The organism is uncultured Microbulbifer sp. (assembly GCF_913055755.1).
Lineage (GTDB): Bacteria > Pseudomonadota > Gammaproteobacteria > Pseudomonadales > Cellvibrionaceae > Microbulbifer.
On record NZ_CAJXKH010000092.1, the window covers coordinates 1 to 15,294 of the forward strand.

A 15,294-nucleotide genomic window follows, 5' to 3' on the forward strand; every position below is an offset into this window, starting at 1 on the left:
AACTGGAAAACGTCATCGACCTGAACCACGCCGCCCCCTGTAACGAAGCAACGGAAAAACGTCGCGAGGCTTATACAGGACAGTTTGCCGCCAGTGCATTCGACACCCTGGACGATTTCCTGCAGACCATAGAGCGGAACGCCATCGAGACGGCATTGCACCAGACACACTGGAACAAGACTGCGGCGGCGGAAAAGCTGGGGATCAGTTTCCGGTCATTGAGGTACCGGTTGAAAAAGCTGGGGCTGGAAAACGAATAACCCGGCGCGAGGCCGGGTTATTGTTCTAAAAATTCAAGAAAGCTCGCCAACACTTACCAGCAGGCAGTGCCGAGCGAACCAGAAGCCCCCTCCACACCGGCCTGATTCAGCGTCAAGCTGCCACATTTCGTATCGCCAGCCTGGGTAGTACCCGCAACCGGAGCCGCAGTGAGCGCAAAGGTTGTCGCTGTCAGATTGCCTGTCACTGTATACATACCTTCACCGGAGTTGATCGAGCCACCATCCAATGTTTGACCCACAGCGCAACTTGCATGGGTGTAGTCACTGTAAGCGGTAAAGCAGCGCTGTAGCCGCTGTGAAACATCATTCAGTGCAGCTTTGCCATCGGCACGGTTACTCTTGCGCACAGACTCCATGTATGAAGGATACGCGATCGCAGATATGATGCCGATGATCGCCACCACAATCATTACTTCGATAAGGGTAAAACCTTTTTGTTTACTCGGTACTGTCATTATCATTTCTCTCGTTAACGGAGCTGTCGCCAGGACATTCGGCCCACCGCATCTATTGGGAAGTCGCCCTCCTCCACATCCAGCTCTCCCTTGATATTACTGGTAGGTAAGTAGGCTTTTTCGCCGCCGCGAATAATTTCTGAATAACTGATCACGGCGTAATCTACTTCCAGGCCGTCTTCCCCAAAGATGCTGTGCCCCTCGTAACGATCACCAACGGCAACCAGCTCCATCAGCCAGCCGCTACCGCCGAAGGAACAGGGGTCCGAGGAGGTAATCATGGTCGGGAACAGCAGGCGATCGTAGACCAGCAGCGGTTTGCTGATTATCCGCTCACCGGTTACGTTACCACCAAAGATGAGGTCCAGATACCAGCCTTTTTTATTGGTCCACCAGGTGGTTGTGTCATTGTCCGCGACAGTGCGCACGCCGCTGGCCTCGGCGCTGATCGTTTTCTGCATCAGGTCCGAGCGGCCACCAACCTCCGCATCCTGATCGGCAATCGCGTAGAAACTGTTGATCACACTACCTGTGGTATTGTCACCGCTGCTCAGGTAACTGCCGGTACCGAAATAGACCATGATGGCATTATCCATCTTGGCATTGAGCCCCAGCGTAGGCGTGGCGGTAATCGGCTGGACCGCCCCGTTGGGATCAACCGCAGTAAACAGGGGTGCAGGATTGGTGTTGTTGCCGAAAGCAACCCCCCAGTTATTCCCGCTCAGGTCAAATTTCCACATATTGCCCAGCAGGTCGCCGGCATAGGCCGTTACTACTTCACCGTCACCGTTGGTCAGTAGTGCGGGGCCGGCGAGGCCGTTAGAGCCGGCATCGCTCGCCTCGATCACAACGGTCTCCGTAGAGTTGGGATTTTCCAGGTCCACCACGAACAGGCGCGCGCGGGTATTTTCCGAGTTGTAACCGTTACCGAAAATCAGCTTCCAGCCGTCGTTGGTCGGGGCAATAATCGGTTCGCCGGTGATATTTCCGATACCGGGAAATTCCGCGTCGGTCAATTCAAACAGAACATCGCCGGCATCGAAGCCGTCGGGGTTGGTGACATCCAGTGCAAAAATGCCGCGACCACCCGCACCGAGCGAGCCCACTAGGATATTTTTCCAGGAACCATTGATATAGGCATCGCCGACAAACAGCTTGCCATCCATACTGTAGGCATGGGGGTTGGAGTTGGTTCCATAATCGGGCGAAGAAAGGCTCTTCAGCTGTGGGTATACGCCGGAAGGAATATACGCGAACTGTTCCTCGCCGGTAGTGGCATCAAACGCGTGCAACATACCGTCGTTGGCGCCCACATAAATCACTTCCCGGCGGCTGGCCTTTTCACCGCTGTAGTAGGTCTCATAAGCCAAGCCACCGAGCTCCTCCGACAACAGGTGGAAGTTATATTTTTTGCGACCGGCAAAGACCGGGCTCGAATTGACAATATCCCCCAGCAAGGAATCGCGATCCCGCAACCCCGGCACATCCATACCGCGTACCCAGTTAAGACGTGCCTGGCCAACAAGTTCTGTACCGCCGTCTTTCAATGCATCCTGCTGAGCCGTGGAAAGGTTTGTCCAGACAAAATCGACACCGCCATTGTTGTAGGTGACGATGTTACGAGTGCTGTCGCTGTCGAATTTGGAATCATCCGTCACCCACTTGGTACTGCCAACGGTGCCGTCCTTCTTCAAATTCAGCGCTCGCAACTCACCGCTCCAGTCTGCACTGTTGAACAGTGCCTGGTAGATCACGGTATCGGTACCCAAGCGGGTGGAGTTGGTTGCAACCGAGGAGGCGGAACCCGCGGCCGCTGCGACCTGCTCCAGAGCCTGGCCGAGGCTCTCCTCGAGTTCGGCGGGATCAATTGCGTAGAAATAGGTTTCTGGCTCTGAGGCCGCAATCTCAGTTTGCGAGGGGGGGTTACCATTTTCGTCATCGCGGTACCCGCCCCACTTGGCCGCATAATAGAGAGGAGATTCGAGCAACTCCCCCGAAGATGCTCCTATCACATAGGTTTCAGTGGTCGCCTTGGCGTCATTGTGATTGTAGTTACAGGAGCCCTCTGTACCGCCGTAGCCCTCACCAGCGCGGCAATTACAGTTACTATTTCCTCCAGAATCAGCTGTACAGGCTTTATCCAGGGAGTTTGCTGGCGTATAGCTGAAATCGTTGATCCCGGAGTGCACGTGGAAACCGTCTCGGGTGGTACCGCTGATCACATACCCGAAGCCCATTGCGTCACCAGACGACTGGGCCATTACCTGCGTGGTTACATCAATCTCTGTCGAGGAAGCGCTGTACTTGATAAGCCCCCACATATCCTGGTCAAAGTCACCCCCCTGTTCACTGTCTTCCCAGTTCACGTAGAGGGTGCCGCTTTTGCCATCTGCGGATTGCTCGATAATCTTGAAATCGACAATCGCACAGTTGCCCCCCACCAGATTGTTTCGACATGCCGGTAGAATCGTGACCGCTTTCCCATCATCAGAAACGGGCACTATTACTTTCGGCACGGCAGGGGCCAGGGCAACACCGTAGGTCGTAACATTACCTACATTGAAATCCGATCGGATTTTTGAACTGCGGGCGTAGTGCGCCAGACCGGAAATATCATAGGTTCCGCCTAATCGGGGTGCATCGGGACAGGTGCCCGCAACCTCGGAAAAGTTCGTAATACCTTTCGCCGTACACAACTGGTCGGCGTTGCTTGCATTTTCACCGACAAAGTAGTTATTGCCGTGAATACCTTCCGCCTCACCGACTTTATTCACCCAGGTATCCACGCTCCCTATCGCGTTCAGGTCCGATGCCTTTGAAAAATCATCATCATATGAACTGCTTGACGCATTGAACTGGATGATATTCAGGGCTGCGCAGTAGTTACTGCTACTGATCGGGTCATCCCACGTAGGCGAGCTCAAGCCAGAAATATATCCCGAGTCACTGGAGGCAAAGCCGCTATATGCAGCCTCACCGGCAAGATAGCGCAACGATTCCAGATAAATTTCAGATTGCGGGTTCCCCCAGTTCGAGCAACGGCCATCGTTAAATGTATTTAACGCCCAATCACAATTGTCATTGCTGTCACTGTTATAGGTACCATCACCATAGTCGTAACCATAAATGCGCAACAGATCCAGGGTTTTAACAATGCCACTGACGTCATTGAAGGTGCCATCGGTACTGGTTGCAATCTCATCGCTGAGGTCGGCGATATTTTTGCGCAACACCCCCCCGGACTTGTTCTTCCCGTAGGAGCCTGTCATCAGGCCAAACAGGATTTCCCCCTTTTCACCGTATTCCTGCATCAGGCCCGCGGGCTTGCTGTTTCCGTCCGGATAGGCGCGACAATTTTCTTCCAGAAGACCATCGACACAAACCTGAACACGGGCGACAAACTCGTCGCCGTCGCCCCAACCATCACCATGACTGGGGCTGGATGAATAAGCCTGTATACCGCTTTTGGCCGGATCATTGCCATTCTCGCCATTGCCCCAGCGACACTGCCAGCGCTCGTTACTCGCCCACAGCGAGTAATTGCCAGGTGCCACGAGAATTTTGGGGGAGCTGGTTACGCTTTGAGAAAAGCCCGAGCCATCTGTGGTATTACAGAAAGTAATACCTGAGGTTAAACTGTCGACGCCACCGCTGACACTGTACGGTGTTAACTTTGCGATATCAGTTCCGTTGTAGTATTTGGCAAACGAATGGGCATCGTGAGGTAAAAGTGCACGCTCCAGAACCGTATCGCCGTCCTTGTCACCGTCGGTGGAACGATAGCCGCCATACAGTATCTTTCGCACCGCATCCATCCGGGTCATAGTCGCCCAGTTCAGAAAATTACCACTCCAGCTGGCGTTCAATGCTTCACAGTAATGGTCGGCGGTAAAGCTCTGCGGGACGAATTTTCCGGAACTGTAGCTATAACATTTATTGCTATCGAAATAGCCATAGTAGTCATAGTCATTCATATAAGTGGTATCGGCGATACCGTCTTCATCGAGATCCGTGTAATCGTCATAGGCCTTGAAGTACAGCTGATGGTCATTTGACATATTCAGCATAACCATCGGCTTTACCGGCTGCGCCAGGAATAGCGGGGACTGCGCAAGCGTCAGGGAGTTCGCGCTGTGCGCCACGCCAAGGCTGAGCACTGCGGCGGCGATTCTGATCAGCGATTTCGTTTTACTTTTGAAAAAAGTCATATCTGCTTCTCTGCTTCGCAATCCGTATTATCGTTTGTAGGTTGACTGGAGAATCACAACGGCACCGTCAGTACCGCCCTCTCCACGACTGGTCACCCGGTAAAAAATGGTTTCTTCGGTCTTCAGGGTGCTGGAAAAATCGATGGCGCCGCCATCCGCACTCAATGTCGCGGTACTGGTCACTTCCTCGATCACATAGCGGGGCTGGCTGGCCACAAACTCCAGGCTCATGTTGGTACCCGCAGAGGCGCCACTCCAACCATAGGCATCCCAGAAACCGGTATTGCTCGAATCATCCATGGCCTGGTACAGACCAGGCGTAGTTCCGTCAAAGGCGGGAATAGTGGCATTGGTCAACAGGTTCTCTCCCTGGCGCAGCCCAGCCTCCGCGGCCTGGAATGCCAGGTTGCGGTCGCGCATATTACCGGCCATCAACTCCTGCATACTGCTGCCGCGGATCGCCGCCATCCCCACCAGGGTCATCAATAGCACCATGATCAGGCCGACTATCAGGGTCATACCCCGCTGGCTGTTCAGCGAACCGATGGAAGATCTGTGTGAAGTACTGGATTGCATCATATTTTCCAATGGTCTTTATCTGGTTATCAGGGAAGCCTGCTGCGAATGCCAACGGTGTTGATAAACACCTGGCGCAAGCGCCGATCACCGGGCGCGCTGTTGGTCACACCATTGAAGGTATAGGGCTGGGCATCTTCCAGTACATTGTCGTCCGAACTCTGCACCAGTAACTGCACCCGCACCGAGGACACCTCTTCCCAGGCATCCGCTGCAGTTATCACATCGGCCTCCTGATAGGTATCGGGAATGCTGTCCCCGGAGGTATCGCGGCCATAGAGCAACTGCATATCCTGAACACCCTCCAGCAACTCCTGCGCCGTGCCACCGTTGATTTGTTGCCAAAGACTTGGCGCACCGGACGTGCCGTTGGCAATGTAGTACGCGGATGCATTCACTTTAATGATTTCGGAATCGGGGCCGAAAGTTTCATTCGGATCTTTTGACGAAGAGCCCCCCCAAGAAGTGGGGTCATTTCCAGGAGTTCCAGTTGAAGAATGCGTAATATTAATCTCCACACCACCTGTGCTTACATCTTGCAGACTCGTTGCCTGAAAAACCCGAGCCTTGGAGCAATCAGACACCACCAGGATGTCGTTTTCGCAAAGCCCGCTATAAGATTTTTCTTTCTCATCACAGGATGCAGCCACGCGGGTATTTTCTGCAAATAATTGCCCACTATCATTATTTCGAGTCACTCCGACGCCATTGCCGTTGGCACCTCGGACAACCAGCACATCCGTACCTAGAAGAGGGGAGAACCCTGCCGGATATCCAGTCGGAACAGTCCCGTCAAAATCATCCAGTCCTTCGATCCCAACTCCAAAGTTGAATGCAAAAGAGCTCTGATCCTTCAATGTACTGGTGAAACTCATATTGCGGCTCATGCACCCCATATAACCCGCCATACGGATATCATCGGCGAGAAACTCCATTGCCAGGCGACCGGTTTCCTGCACCCGGGACAGCGCCTGCTGGGTGGAAAAGGTGGCGCGGCTGGATAAAAACAGCTGTACCACACCGGTCATCAGAATCAGGCCGATGGTGATGGAGATCATCAGCTCGACCAGAGAAATACCTTGTTGCTTACGCATGCGCATCGCGACCTCAAATACGGGTGGTATAGATGAACGAGCCCTGATCTTCGCTCTGCTCACCGGAACTGTTCTGCTCGGCCCACTGCACGGTAACGGTACACAGGCCGCTGGCGGCAACACACTGCACGGAGCCGTCGGCACCGGGCAGCATGGTTTCGATATTTGTCAGCCAGTCGGACATATCCGTCTGTGCCACCGTGGACCCGGTCGGCTTGTCCGCAGCCATTGCCAGCGAGTAGCCAGACATATTGGCGCGATTGATACGCACCCGGTCGAGAATATCGTAAGCGAGGATATTGGCCTGGGATCGCAGATAGGCACTGTGGTTGTACTGCAGGGATTTACTCTGCAGCGCCGCCAGAGCCAGCAGTGAGGTACCGAGAATAAGCACGGTTACCAACACCTCGATCAACCCTGCACCCTGTTGCTTGTTCACAGTTAACTCCTTTATCTCAAGAGCAGCCGCTAGTGCTTTTACCCATATTCAGCAGACCTGCCAGGCCCACCGTGACATCCCGCGCAGTCGTGCAACCGCTGGCACTGGCATTTACCGTTACCGCACCATTGGCGGAGCGGCCCAGCATGCCCTTGCGGGTAAAGCGAATGAAAGACACCGCATTGCCCCCCTGGGTAGCGGCAACGGTTTCGTTGGCACCGGGCGCCTGCCACTGACGCAGCACGGTATCTACGGTAACTGCCGCCGCGTCATCGGAGGCCGCGCTATCCACCACCACCAGCCAGTTATTGGCGAAACCGCCATCGCAGCTGGCACCGTCGGTGCTGCCGCACAGGGATACCCGGGCACCGCGCTTGACCGCTTCGGTGCGGGCAAAGTTGAGTGCGGTAGCCAGGTCTTCACCCAGCGTGAGCGCACGATTATTGGCAATCATGGTATTGAAGTTGGGCACGGCAATGGCAACGATGATGGCCAGTACAGCCAGAGTGACCATCAACTCAATCAGGGTGAGCCCCCGCTGTTTGAACCCCATGGATAATTCCCCTGTCACGAAAGCGGACAATTTTTATGCTTTTTCCGGAAAAATTCTGCGTGAAAGTACCGATTTCAGGTCACCACCCGAATCGCCAATTGGTACAAATTGCCACCAAATACTGGCACACATTTCTTCCGCAAGCGGTTTAACCCGGTGCCGGCACTGGATACACACGCAGCCCGATGTTAATTTTTTCGCAGACTAACACGCCCCTTTCTGGCCATGGATTGATGGCCGACAAGCGGTAGATTCAGAGGGGCAGGCGGTTGCCAGGAAGGCAACAGTTCAAATAACACCCAACGATTCCAGGGAAGGAAAGTGCACTCTCGAGGCCTTACGCTGCTCGAGCTTTTGATAACGCTCAGCATACTGGCGATTCTGGTCGCTATCGGTATCCCCAGCTTTACCACTCAGATCGAGTCCAGTCGCACGCACACGGCTGCAGACGAACTGTACCAGGCTATACAACTCACCCGCAGCAAAGCCATCAGTGCCAACCGGCGCGCGACCATGCGCAGGCTGGCCAGCTGGAATGCGGGGTGGGAAGTATTTTTTGATCGGGATTTCGACGGTGTTCGGGACGCCAACGAGGAACTGCTGTTCAGCAGCGGAGCCCTGCAAGGCGCATCCATATATGCCAACAGCCCGCTCGCCAACTACGTATCGTTTATCGGTTCCGGGGAGAGTCGCTTTGCCGGCACCGTATCCAGCGGAGGCTTCCAGGCGGGAACCTTTACCGTTTGCCCCGCGGATGGAGGCGAGGGATACCAACTGGTGCTGGCACGCAGTGGGCGGGTGCGGCAGAGCCGGGCCACCGCCGAGGAGTGTAGACAGGCGGCGGCAAGCTGAGAGCTTCGCTCAGGAGCGCAGCTCTTTGGGCAAGCTGAAACTGATGTTTTCGGGGATACCGGCAACCTCGTCCGGGGCATTTGCCCCCAGGTCACGCAGGTGCTGGATCACGCGCTCCACCAGCACTTCCGGGGCGGAGGCACCGGCGGTTATGCCGATAACGTTTTTGCCCTGCAACCAGCCGGCATCGATACAATCGGGGCCATCGATCAGATGGGCGTCGGTGCCGCAGCGCTCCGCCAGTTCCCGCAGGCGATTGGAGTTGGAACTGTTGGGGCTACCCACCACCAGTACCAGGTCGCACTCCAGCGCCAGTTGTTTTACCGCATCCTGACGGTTCTGGGTCGCGTAACAGATATCGTCTTTGCGCGGGCCGCGGATTTCCGGAAACTTGGCCCGCAGGGCGTCGATCACCCGCGAGGTGTCATCCACGGACAGTGTGGTCTGGGTAACATAGGTCAGGTTACCCGGGTCCCGCACCTGCAGTTTTTCCACATCGGACTCGTCTTCCACCAGATAAATGGCACCGCCACTACTGGTATCGTATTGCCCCATGGTGCCCTCGACTTCCGGATGCCCCTCGTGGCCGATCAGAATGCACTCGCTGCCGTCGCTACTGAACTTGCTCACTTCCATGTGCACCTTGGTCACCAGCGGGCAGGTCGCATCGAACACCTTGAGGCCGCGCTCGGCTGCTTCCTGCTGCACCACCTTGGACACGCCGTGCGCGCTGAAGATGACAATCACATCGTCCGGCACTTCATCCAGTTCATCCACAAACACCGCGCCGCGCTCGCGCAGGCCGTCCACCACGAATTTGTTGTGCACCACTTCGTGGCGCACGTAGATCGGCGCACCGAACACATCCAGTGCGCGATTGACGATGTCGATGGCGCGATCGACGCCGGCACAGAAACCGCGGGGATTGGCGAGACGAATCTGCATGCTGTTACAACCTTTTGTTTCCGCGGCCGGTTCAGTTGACCGAAGCCACTTCAAGAATTTTGACGTGGAAGAAAACCGTCTGCCCCGCCAGCGGGTGATTGAAATCCACTTCCACCTCGTCTTCGCCAATGGAGCGAATCACACCGGGCAACTCACCACTGCCGTTGTCGAAAGACACTACCAGCCCCTCTTCCAGCTCCATATCCGGGGAGAAGTGGTCGCGGCGGACCTTCTGTATGTTGGCCGGGTTGCGCTGCCCGAATGCACCTTCGGGCGGGATTTCAATCTCTGCTTCATCACCGGTTTTGAGGCCAAATAGTGCCTGCTCAAACCCCGGCAGCAGATTGCCGTCGCCGACGATGAATGTGGCGGGATCACCTTCGAAATTGGAATCGATTTCGGAGCCATCGTCCAGCTTGAGACTGAAGTGCAGGGTTACCCGGCTGTGTTCGCCGATCACGTTATTGCTCATAGATACTGCCTTTAAACTTCCGCGCTGTTTTCCGAGGACTTGTTGTCGCGATCACTGAAAAACAGCAGTTCGATGACCAGCATTGCCGCGCCCACGCTAATGGCGACGTCCGCCACATTGAATACCGGGAAATGCCAGTTGCCGTAGTACACGGAAATAAAATCCCGCACATAACCCAGCACGATACGGTCCCACAGATTACCGAGCGCGCCACCCAGAATCAGCGCCAGCGCGGTCGGCTCCCAGCGCTTTGCCGGGGAAATACGGGAAATCCACACCACCACCACGACGCTGAATACCAGTGCGATAGCGCCAAACAGCCAGCGCTGCCAGCCGCCCGCATCCGCGAGAAAGCTGAACGCCGCACCGTAGTTTTCCGCATAGGTGAACTGCAGGAAACCGGGGATGATCTGCAGGGCCGGGCCATACATAAAGCGCTCCACCGCCCACACCTTGGTGACCACATCCAGCGCAATCACCACCAGCGCCAGCAGGTACCAGCGCCACGGCGATTGAAACACCTTAAGCATAATGGCGCACCTCGCCTGCACCGCTTACATTTTCTACACAGCGGCCGCAGAGTTCCGGGTGCGCACTGTTGCTGCCCACGTCTTCGCGGTAGTGCCAGCAGCGCCCGCATTTGGGGGCATCTACCTTGTGCACCGCGACTTTCAGGCCTGCCAGCTCGGTAGCCTCGGCACCGGCGGCATCCGCCAGTGGCTGCACGGAAGTCGAGGAGCAGATCAGCACGAAGCGCAGCTCATCCTTCAGCGCGTCCAGTTTCTGCTGCAGCGCCGGATCCGCAAACAGGGTCACCGACGCCTGCAGGGAACCGCCGATATTGCCGGCACCGCGCTGCTCTTCGAGCACTTTGTTGACCGCCGTTTTCACGTCGGCAATGGCTTCCCAGTATTCCGCATCCATCTGCGCGTCTGCCGGCAGCTCCGGCAACTGGTACCACTCTTCCAGCATTACGCTGCCGCCGCCGGCACCGGGCACAAACTGCCACAGCTCTTCCGCGGTAAAGCTCAGGATCGGCGCAACCCAGCGCACGAACGCCTGTACGATATGGTACAGCGCGGTCTGCGCCGAGCGGCGCGCAACGCTGTCCGCCTGGGTGGTGTACTGGCGGTCCTTGATGATATCCAGGTAGAAGCCGCCCATCTCCACCACGCAGAAGTTATGCAGCTTCTGGTAGATCTGGTGGAACTGGTAGCGGTCGTAGGCATCGATGATTTCCTGCTGCAGCCTGGCCGCCTGCTCCAGCGCCCAGCGATCCAGTGCCAGCAGCTCTTCCGCGGGCAGCAGGTCCTTTTCGGGATCGAAACCGGCCAGGTTGGACAGGAAGAAGCGCGCGGTATTGCGCAGGCGTCGATAGGAGTCCGCGGTGCGCTTCAGGATCTCATCGGACACCGCCATCTCGCCACTGAAGTCGGTAGCCGACACCCACAGGCGCAGCACATCCGCGCCCATTTTATTGATCACATCCTGGGGCGCCACGGTATTGCCGATAGACTTGGACATCTTGCGGCCCTGGGCGTCCACGGTGAAGCCGTGGGTCAGCACCTGCTTGTAGGGCGCACAGTCGTTGATGGCGATGGAAGTCTTCAGGGAGGACTGGAACCAGCCGCGGTGCTGGTCGGAGCCCTCCAGGTACAGGTCTGCGGGGAAGCGCAGACCTTCGCGACGCTCCAGTACCGCGTAGTGGGTCACGCCGGAATCGAACCATACGTCCAGGGTGTCGGTCACTTTCTGGTATTTGTCGGCGTCGTCCCCCAGCAGCTCTTTCGCATCCAGCTCGAACCAGACATCCATCCCGTCCTGTTCCACGCGCTCGGCGACTTTTTCCATCAGCGCCGGGGTGTCCGGGTGAATCTCCTGGGTTTCCTTGTGCACGAACAGCGCAATGGGCACACCCCAGGTGCGCTGACGGGAGATACACCAGTCCGGGCTGGCATCCAGCATGGAATCGATGCGGGCCTTGCCCCAGCCGGGAATCCACTGAACTTCGTCTGCGGCTTTCTGGGCGTGATCCAGCAGGTCGTTCTGTTGCATACTGATAAACCACTGCGGGGTGGCGCGGTAGATCAGCGGAGTCTTGGTGCGCCAGCAGTGGGGATAGCTGTGAACCAGTTTGTCCTGGTGCAGCAACACGCCTTTTTCCTGCAGCAGCTCGACAATTTTGCCGTCCACTTTATACACATGCTCACCGGCAAACAGCGGCACGCTGTCGCGGTAGACCCCGTTATCGTCGAGGTAATTCAGGGTCTCGATGCCGTAGCGCTTGCCCACATTGAAGTCGTCGGGACCGTGGTCCGGCGCGGTATGCACACAGCCGGTACCGGCGTCGGTGGTGACGTGATCGCCAAGCACGATCGGCAGCTGCTTGTCGTAGAACGGATGATTGACCTTCAGGTGCTCCAGTGCGGCGCCATGAATACGCCCCACCACTTCACCACTCAGACCTGCAGCTTCAAGCACCGCATCTTTCAATTCTGCAGCCACCAGCAAACGCTCATTACCCACCTGCACCACGACATATTCGAGGTCCGCGTGTACGGATACCGCCTGGGAGGAAGGCAGGGTCCAGGGCGTGGTAGTCCAGATCACCACGGACAGCTGGCCGTCACCACCGTGACCACCGGCGGCATCGGCGATGGCCAGCGCGGTTTCTTCGGCAACCGGGTATTTGACGTAGATGGAGAAGGAGGTCTTGTCCTGGTACTCCACTTCCGCTTCCGCCAGTGCGGAACCGCCCACCACGCTCCAGTAGACCGGCTTGAAGCCGCGGGACAGGTGGCCATTCTTCACCACACCGCCGAGGGCGCGGATGATGTCGGCTTCAAACTGGAAGTCCATGGTGCGATAAGGGTTGTCCCACTCGCCGAGAACGCCGAGGCGAATGAAGTCTTTCTTCTGGCCTTCGACCTGCTTGGCCGCGTACTCGCGGCACTTCTGGCGGAAGGTCTTGTGATCCACTTTCACGCCGGCCTTGCCGACCTTCTGCTCCACTTTGTGCTCGATGGGCAGGCCGTGGCAGTCCCAGCCGGGCACGTAGGGGGCGTCGAAGCCGCTCAGGGTTTTCGACTTGACGATGATGTCCTTCAGGATCTTGTTAACCGAGTGACCGATATGGATATCGCCATTCGCGTAGGGAGGACCGTCGTGCAGAATAAACTGCTCGCGCCCCGCGCGGGCTTCGCGAATCTTTTCGTAGAGCTTGCCGTCTTGCCATTTTTTCAGAATCTCCGGCTCCCGGTTCGGCAGATTGCCGCGCATGGGGAAGTCGGTTTCGGGCAGATTCAGGGTCGCTTTGTAATCGGTCATTGGTTATCTACTTCGGTTGTAGCAATTCAAAAAATAGCTGCTCAAACATCCCCAACATTGTTCCAACTTCACTTACGAAGTACATAACTGGGAATTGAAGCGGGAGTAATGGGGATCAGGTTTCAAAACCGTCGGTGACAGGGATGTCACCGCCGGAGCGTACATGGGCCGCAGGCGCCGTGAGGGCGCGGAACGGCTGGACTGTACTCGCAGCGATTTTGAAACCTGATACCCATTGCTTCCGCGCCACCGATCCTAAAACAGAGCGCTTTCTAGGTCCGGGGCACCGAGCAAACTGGCCCGGTGGCGACAGAGCACCGGGTACGGGTTTTCAGGACCGCTGTGAACCCATCCCTGGGCGCTGCGGCGGCGACATCCATGTCGCCGCCGCTCCTGAAAACCCGTACCCGGCGCTCTGCCTTCGCATCTGAATTTTGAACAACGTCAGATACGAATGGGAAATTTCATTTCTATGGCTTGCGACTCGCAAACCATGCTTTTGCATTTTCAATATCCTGCGCGATTTTCTGTTTGAGGATATCCAGTGACTCAAATTTCTCTTCATCGCGCAGCTTGTGGCAGAAGGTCACCGCAATTTCGCGGCCATACAGGTCACCACTGAAATCAAACAGGTGCACTTCCAACAGTGGCTTGGCGCCCTCACCTTCAACAGTAGGGCGGAATCCAACGTTGGCCACGCCAGCCACCTCCATACAACTGCCCGCCATCGGGCTGCCATTGGTGCGCTTCGCCGTCACCGTATACACACCAACCAGTGGCGAGCGATAGCGGTGCAGTCGCACATTGGCAGTGGGCGCCCCCAGCTGCCGCCCGAGCGCGCGGCCGCGGGCAACCAGGCCGGTAATGCGGTAGGGCTTGCCGAGCAGCGCTTCCGCCAGGGCAAAATCTGCGCTTTCCAGGGCCTTGCGGATCCGCGTACTGCTGACCCGCTCGCCGTCGATCTCGAGTGTTGCCGTGTCCTCCACGGAAAAGTTCGCCCCGGCGCCCACCTTTTGCAACAGGGCATAGTCGCCGCTGCGGTCACAGCCGAAGCGGAAGTCATCCCCCACCACCAGATGGCGGATACCCAGGCCGTTCACCAGCACCTGCTGGATAAAGGCCTCGGCACTCAGGTTGCGCAGGCGCTCATTGAACTGCAGGCACAACACCCGGTCTACGCCGGCAGCGAACAGGGCCAGCACTTTTTCCTTGAACCGCATCAGGCGCGCCGGCGCCTTTTCCCCGGAGAAGTACTCGTGTGGCTGCGGTTCAAAGATGATGGCGACCGCGGGCAGTCCGTATTCCGACGCCCGTGCACGCAACTGGGAAATGATCGCCTGGTGCCCCAGGTGGACACCATCAAATGAACCGATGGTCGCCACACATCCGCGGTGGCGCGGCTGCAGGTTGTGCAACCCGCGAATCAGCTCCCGGTGCTCGGTCACAGTGCTTCACTCACCCTTGCAAAATCAAGCGGCGCAGTATAACGGATTTGGCGGCCTTCTGGGGATCCCGCTGGCTCATGAAGTGGCCCGGAAATGCCGCGGCCTCAGGCCGCTGGCCAGCAGTACCCCCCCGAAGGTGGTGGCGCCCGCTGCCACCAGCGCCCCCATGCGCCAGGCGCGCTGCCACCAGTTCCAGTCGTGCCAGTGCGGCCACAGGTAAAGCAGCCCCAGCAGCACCGCCGCCATCGTCAGGTTCGCCAGCAGCAGGCGCAGCAGGTAGGTACCCCACCCCGGTTCCGGGCTGTACACGTCACTGTGGCGCAGTCCCCGGTACAGCAGCCAGGCATTGATCGCGGCCTGACCGGCGGTGGCCATGGCCAGCCCCATATGCCCGAGTTTGAAGTAGATATGCAGGGGTACCACGAACAGCAGGCTCAGCACCATTTTCGAGGCAATGGCGATCAGGCCGAAGCGCACCGGTGTCACCGTATCCTGGCGGGCGAAATAGCCCGGGGCCAGCACCTTGATCAGCATGAACGCCAGCAGACCAAACGTATAGGCCCGCAGGGACCAGGCGGCCATCTGCATATCCCGCGGCGTCATATTGCCGTACTGAAACAGTACCGTGAGCAGCGGCTCGGCAAGCA

General features: G+C 57.2%; 14 protein-coding genes. 2 read left to right on the plus strand and 12 right to left on the minus strand.

What is annotated here, in order from left to right; genetic code table 11:
* Positions 1-260, plus strand: a 260-nt coding sequence (locus QZ511_RS13755; RefSeq protein ID WP_295803167.1) for a helix-turn-helix domain-containing protein, incomplete at its 5' end; no start/stop codon positions are given.
* 53 nt (positions 261-313) lie between these two features.
* On the opposite strand, the gene QZ511_RS13760 is transcribed toward QZ511_RS13755, so the two are convergent.
* Genes QZ511_RS13760 through QZ511_RS13785 form a run of 6 tightly spaced genes read right to left on the minus strand, consistent with a single transcriptional unit; the run spans position 314 to position 7,606 of the window.
* Entirely contained in the window at positions 314-736 is a 423-nt protein-coding gene (locus QZ511_RS13760; protein WP_295803169.1) for a type IV pilin protein, read from the minus strand.
* A 14-nt stretch (positions 737-750) separates the two neighbouring features.
* On the minus strand, positions 751-4,944 hold the full coding sequence (locus QZ511_RS13765) for a PilC/PilY family type IV pilus protein (RefSeq protein WP_295803171.1): 4,194 nt from the start codon (positions 4,942-4,944) through the stop codon (positions 751-753).
* A 27-nt stretch (positions 4,945-4,971) separates the two neighbouring features.
* Positions 4,972-5,520, minus strand: coding sequence for a PilX N-terminal domain-containing pilus assembly protein (locus QZ511_RS13770; protein ID WP_295803173.1), 549 nt, complete (start codon positions 5,518-5,520; stop codon positions 4,972-4,974).
* A gap of 29 nt (positions 5,521-5,549) precedes the next feature.
* Positions 5,550-6,614 carry a PilW family protein gene (locus QZ511_RS13775; protein ID WP_295803175.1) on the minus strand — a complete coding sequence of 355 codons (1,065 nt, stop codon included), beginning with the start codon at positions 6,612-6,614 and terminating at the stop codon, positions 5,550-5,552.
* Between the two features lie 13 nt (positions 6,615-6,627).
* Complete coding sequence (gene pilV, locus QZ511_RS13780) at positions 6,628-7,053, minus strand: type IV pilus modification protein PilV (protein WP_295803177.1); 426 nt, start codon at positions 7,051-7,053, stop codon at positions 6,628-6,630.
* A gap of 16 nt (positions 7,054-7,069) precedes the next feature.
* Positions 7,070-7,606: a GspH/FimT family pseudopilin gene (locus QZ511_RS13785; RefSeq protein WP_295803178.1), complete on the minus strand. Its 537-nt coding sequence runs from the start codon at positions 7,604-7,606 to the stop codon at positions 7,070-7,072.
* 321 nt (positions 7,607-7,927) lie between these two features.
* On the opposite strand from QZ511_RS13785, the gene QZ511_RS13790 reads away from it, so the two are divergent.
* Entirely contained in the window at positions 7,928-8,458 is a 531-nt protein-coding gene (locus QZ511_RS13790; RefSeq protein ID WP_295803180.1) for a GspH/FimT family protein, read from the plus strand.
* Positions 8,459-8,467: 9 nt separating this feature from the next.
* Here QZ511_RS13790 and ispH read toward each other — a convergent pair whose 3' ends face one another.
* The 6 genes from ispH to QZ511_RS13820 all read right to left on the minus strand — a co-directional run.
* Positions 8,468-9,403 carry a 4-hydroxy-3-methylbut-2-enyl diphosphate reductase gene (gene ispH, locus QZ511_RS13795; RefSeq protein WP_295803182.1) on the minus strand — a complete coding sequence of 312 codons (936 nt, stop codon included), beginning with the start codon at positions 9,401-9,403 and terminating at the stop codon, positions 8,468-8,470.
* A 31-nt stretch (positions 9,404-9,434) separates the two neighbouring features.
* Positions 9,435-9,875, minus strand: coding sequence for a peptidylprolyl isomerase (locus tag QZ511_RS13800; RefSeq protein WP_295803184.1), 441 nt, complete (start codon positions 9,873-9,875; stop codon positions 9,435-9,437).
* Positions 9,876-9,886: 11 nt separating this feature from the next.
* Positions 9,887-10,405: a signal peptidase II gene (lspA, locus tag QZ511_RS13805; protein ID WP_295803185.1), complete on the minus strand. Its 519-nt coding sequence runs from the start codon at positions 10,403-10,405 to the stop codon at positions 9,887-9,889.
* On the minus strand, positions 10,398-13,202 hold the full coding sequence (gene ileS / locus QZ511_RS13810; RefSeq protein ID WP_295803187.1) for an isoleucine--tRNA ligase: 2,805 nt from the start codon (positions 13,200-13,202) through the stop codon (positions 10,398-10,400). Before ileS ends, lspA begins: the two co-directional genes overlap by 8 nt.
* A gap of 470 nt (positions 13,203-13,672) precedes the next feature.
* On the minus strand, positions 13,673-14,647 hold the full coding sequence (gene ribF / locus QZ511_RS13815; protein WP_295803189.1) for a bifunctional riboflavin kinase/FAD synthetase: 975 nt from the start codon (positions 14,645-14,647) through the stop codon (positions 13,673-13,675).
* A 75-nt stretch (positions 14,648-14,722) separates the two neighbouring features.
* Positions 14,723-15,294 (minus strand): lipid II flippase MurJ (locus tag QZ511_RS13820; protein ID WP_295803191.1); only part of this gene is annotated, 572 nt, incomplete at its 5' end.

Bases quoted from the DNA above. Each gene is read 5' to 3' on its own strand.
- QZ511_RS13770 (WP_295803173.1), bottom strand. From the start codon at position 5,520: ATGCAATCCAGTACTTCACACAGATCTTCCATCGGTTCGCTGAACAGC.
- ileS (WP_295803187.1), bottom strand. From the start codon at position 13,202: ATGACCGATTACAAAGCGACCCTGAATCTGCCCGAAACCGACTTCCCC.
- ispH (WP_295803182.1), bottom strand. From the start codon at position 9,403: ATGCAGATTCGTCTCGCCAATCCCCGCGGTTTCTGTGCCGGCGTCGAT.
- QZ511_RS13765 (WP_295803171.1), bottom strand. From the start codon at position 4,944: ATGACTTTTTTCAAAAGTAAAACGAAATCGCTGATCAGAATCGCCGCC.
- QZ511_RS13760 (WP_295803169.1), bottom strand. From the start codon at position 736: ATGACAGTACCGAGTAAACAAAAAGGTTTTACCCTTATCGAAGTAATG.
- QZ511_RS13775 (WP_295803175.1), bottom strand. From the start codon at position 6,614: ATGCGTAAGCAACAAGGTATTTCTCTGGTCGAGCTGATGATCTCCATC.
- lspA (WP_295803185.1), bottom strand. From the start codon at position 10,405: ATGCTTAAGGTGTTTCAATCGCCGTGGCGCTGGTACCTGCTGGCGCTG.
- QZ511_RS13785 (WP_295803178.1), bottom strand. From the start codon at position 7,606: ATGGGGTTCAAACAGCGGGGGCTCACCCTGATTGAGTTGATGGTCACT.
- QZ511_RS13800 (WP_295803184.1), bottom strand. From the start codon at position 9,875: ATGAGCAATAACGTGATCGGCGAACACAGCCGGGTAACCCTGCACTTC.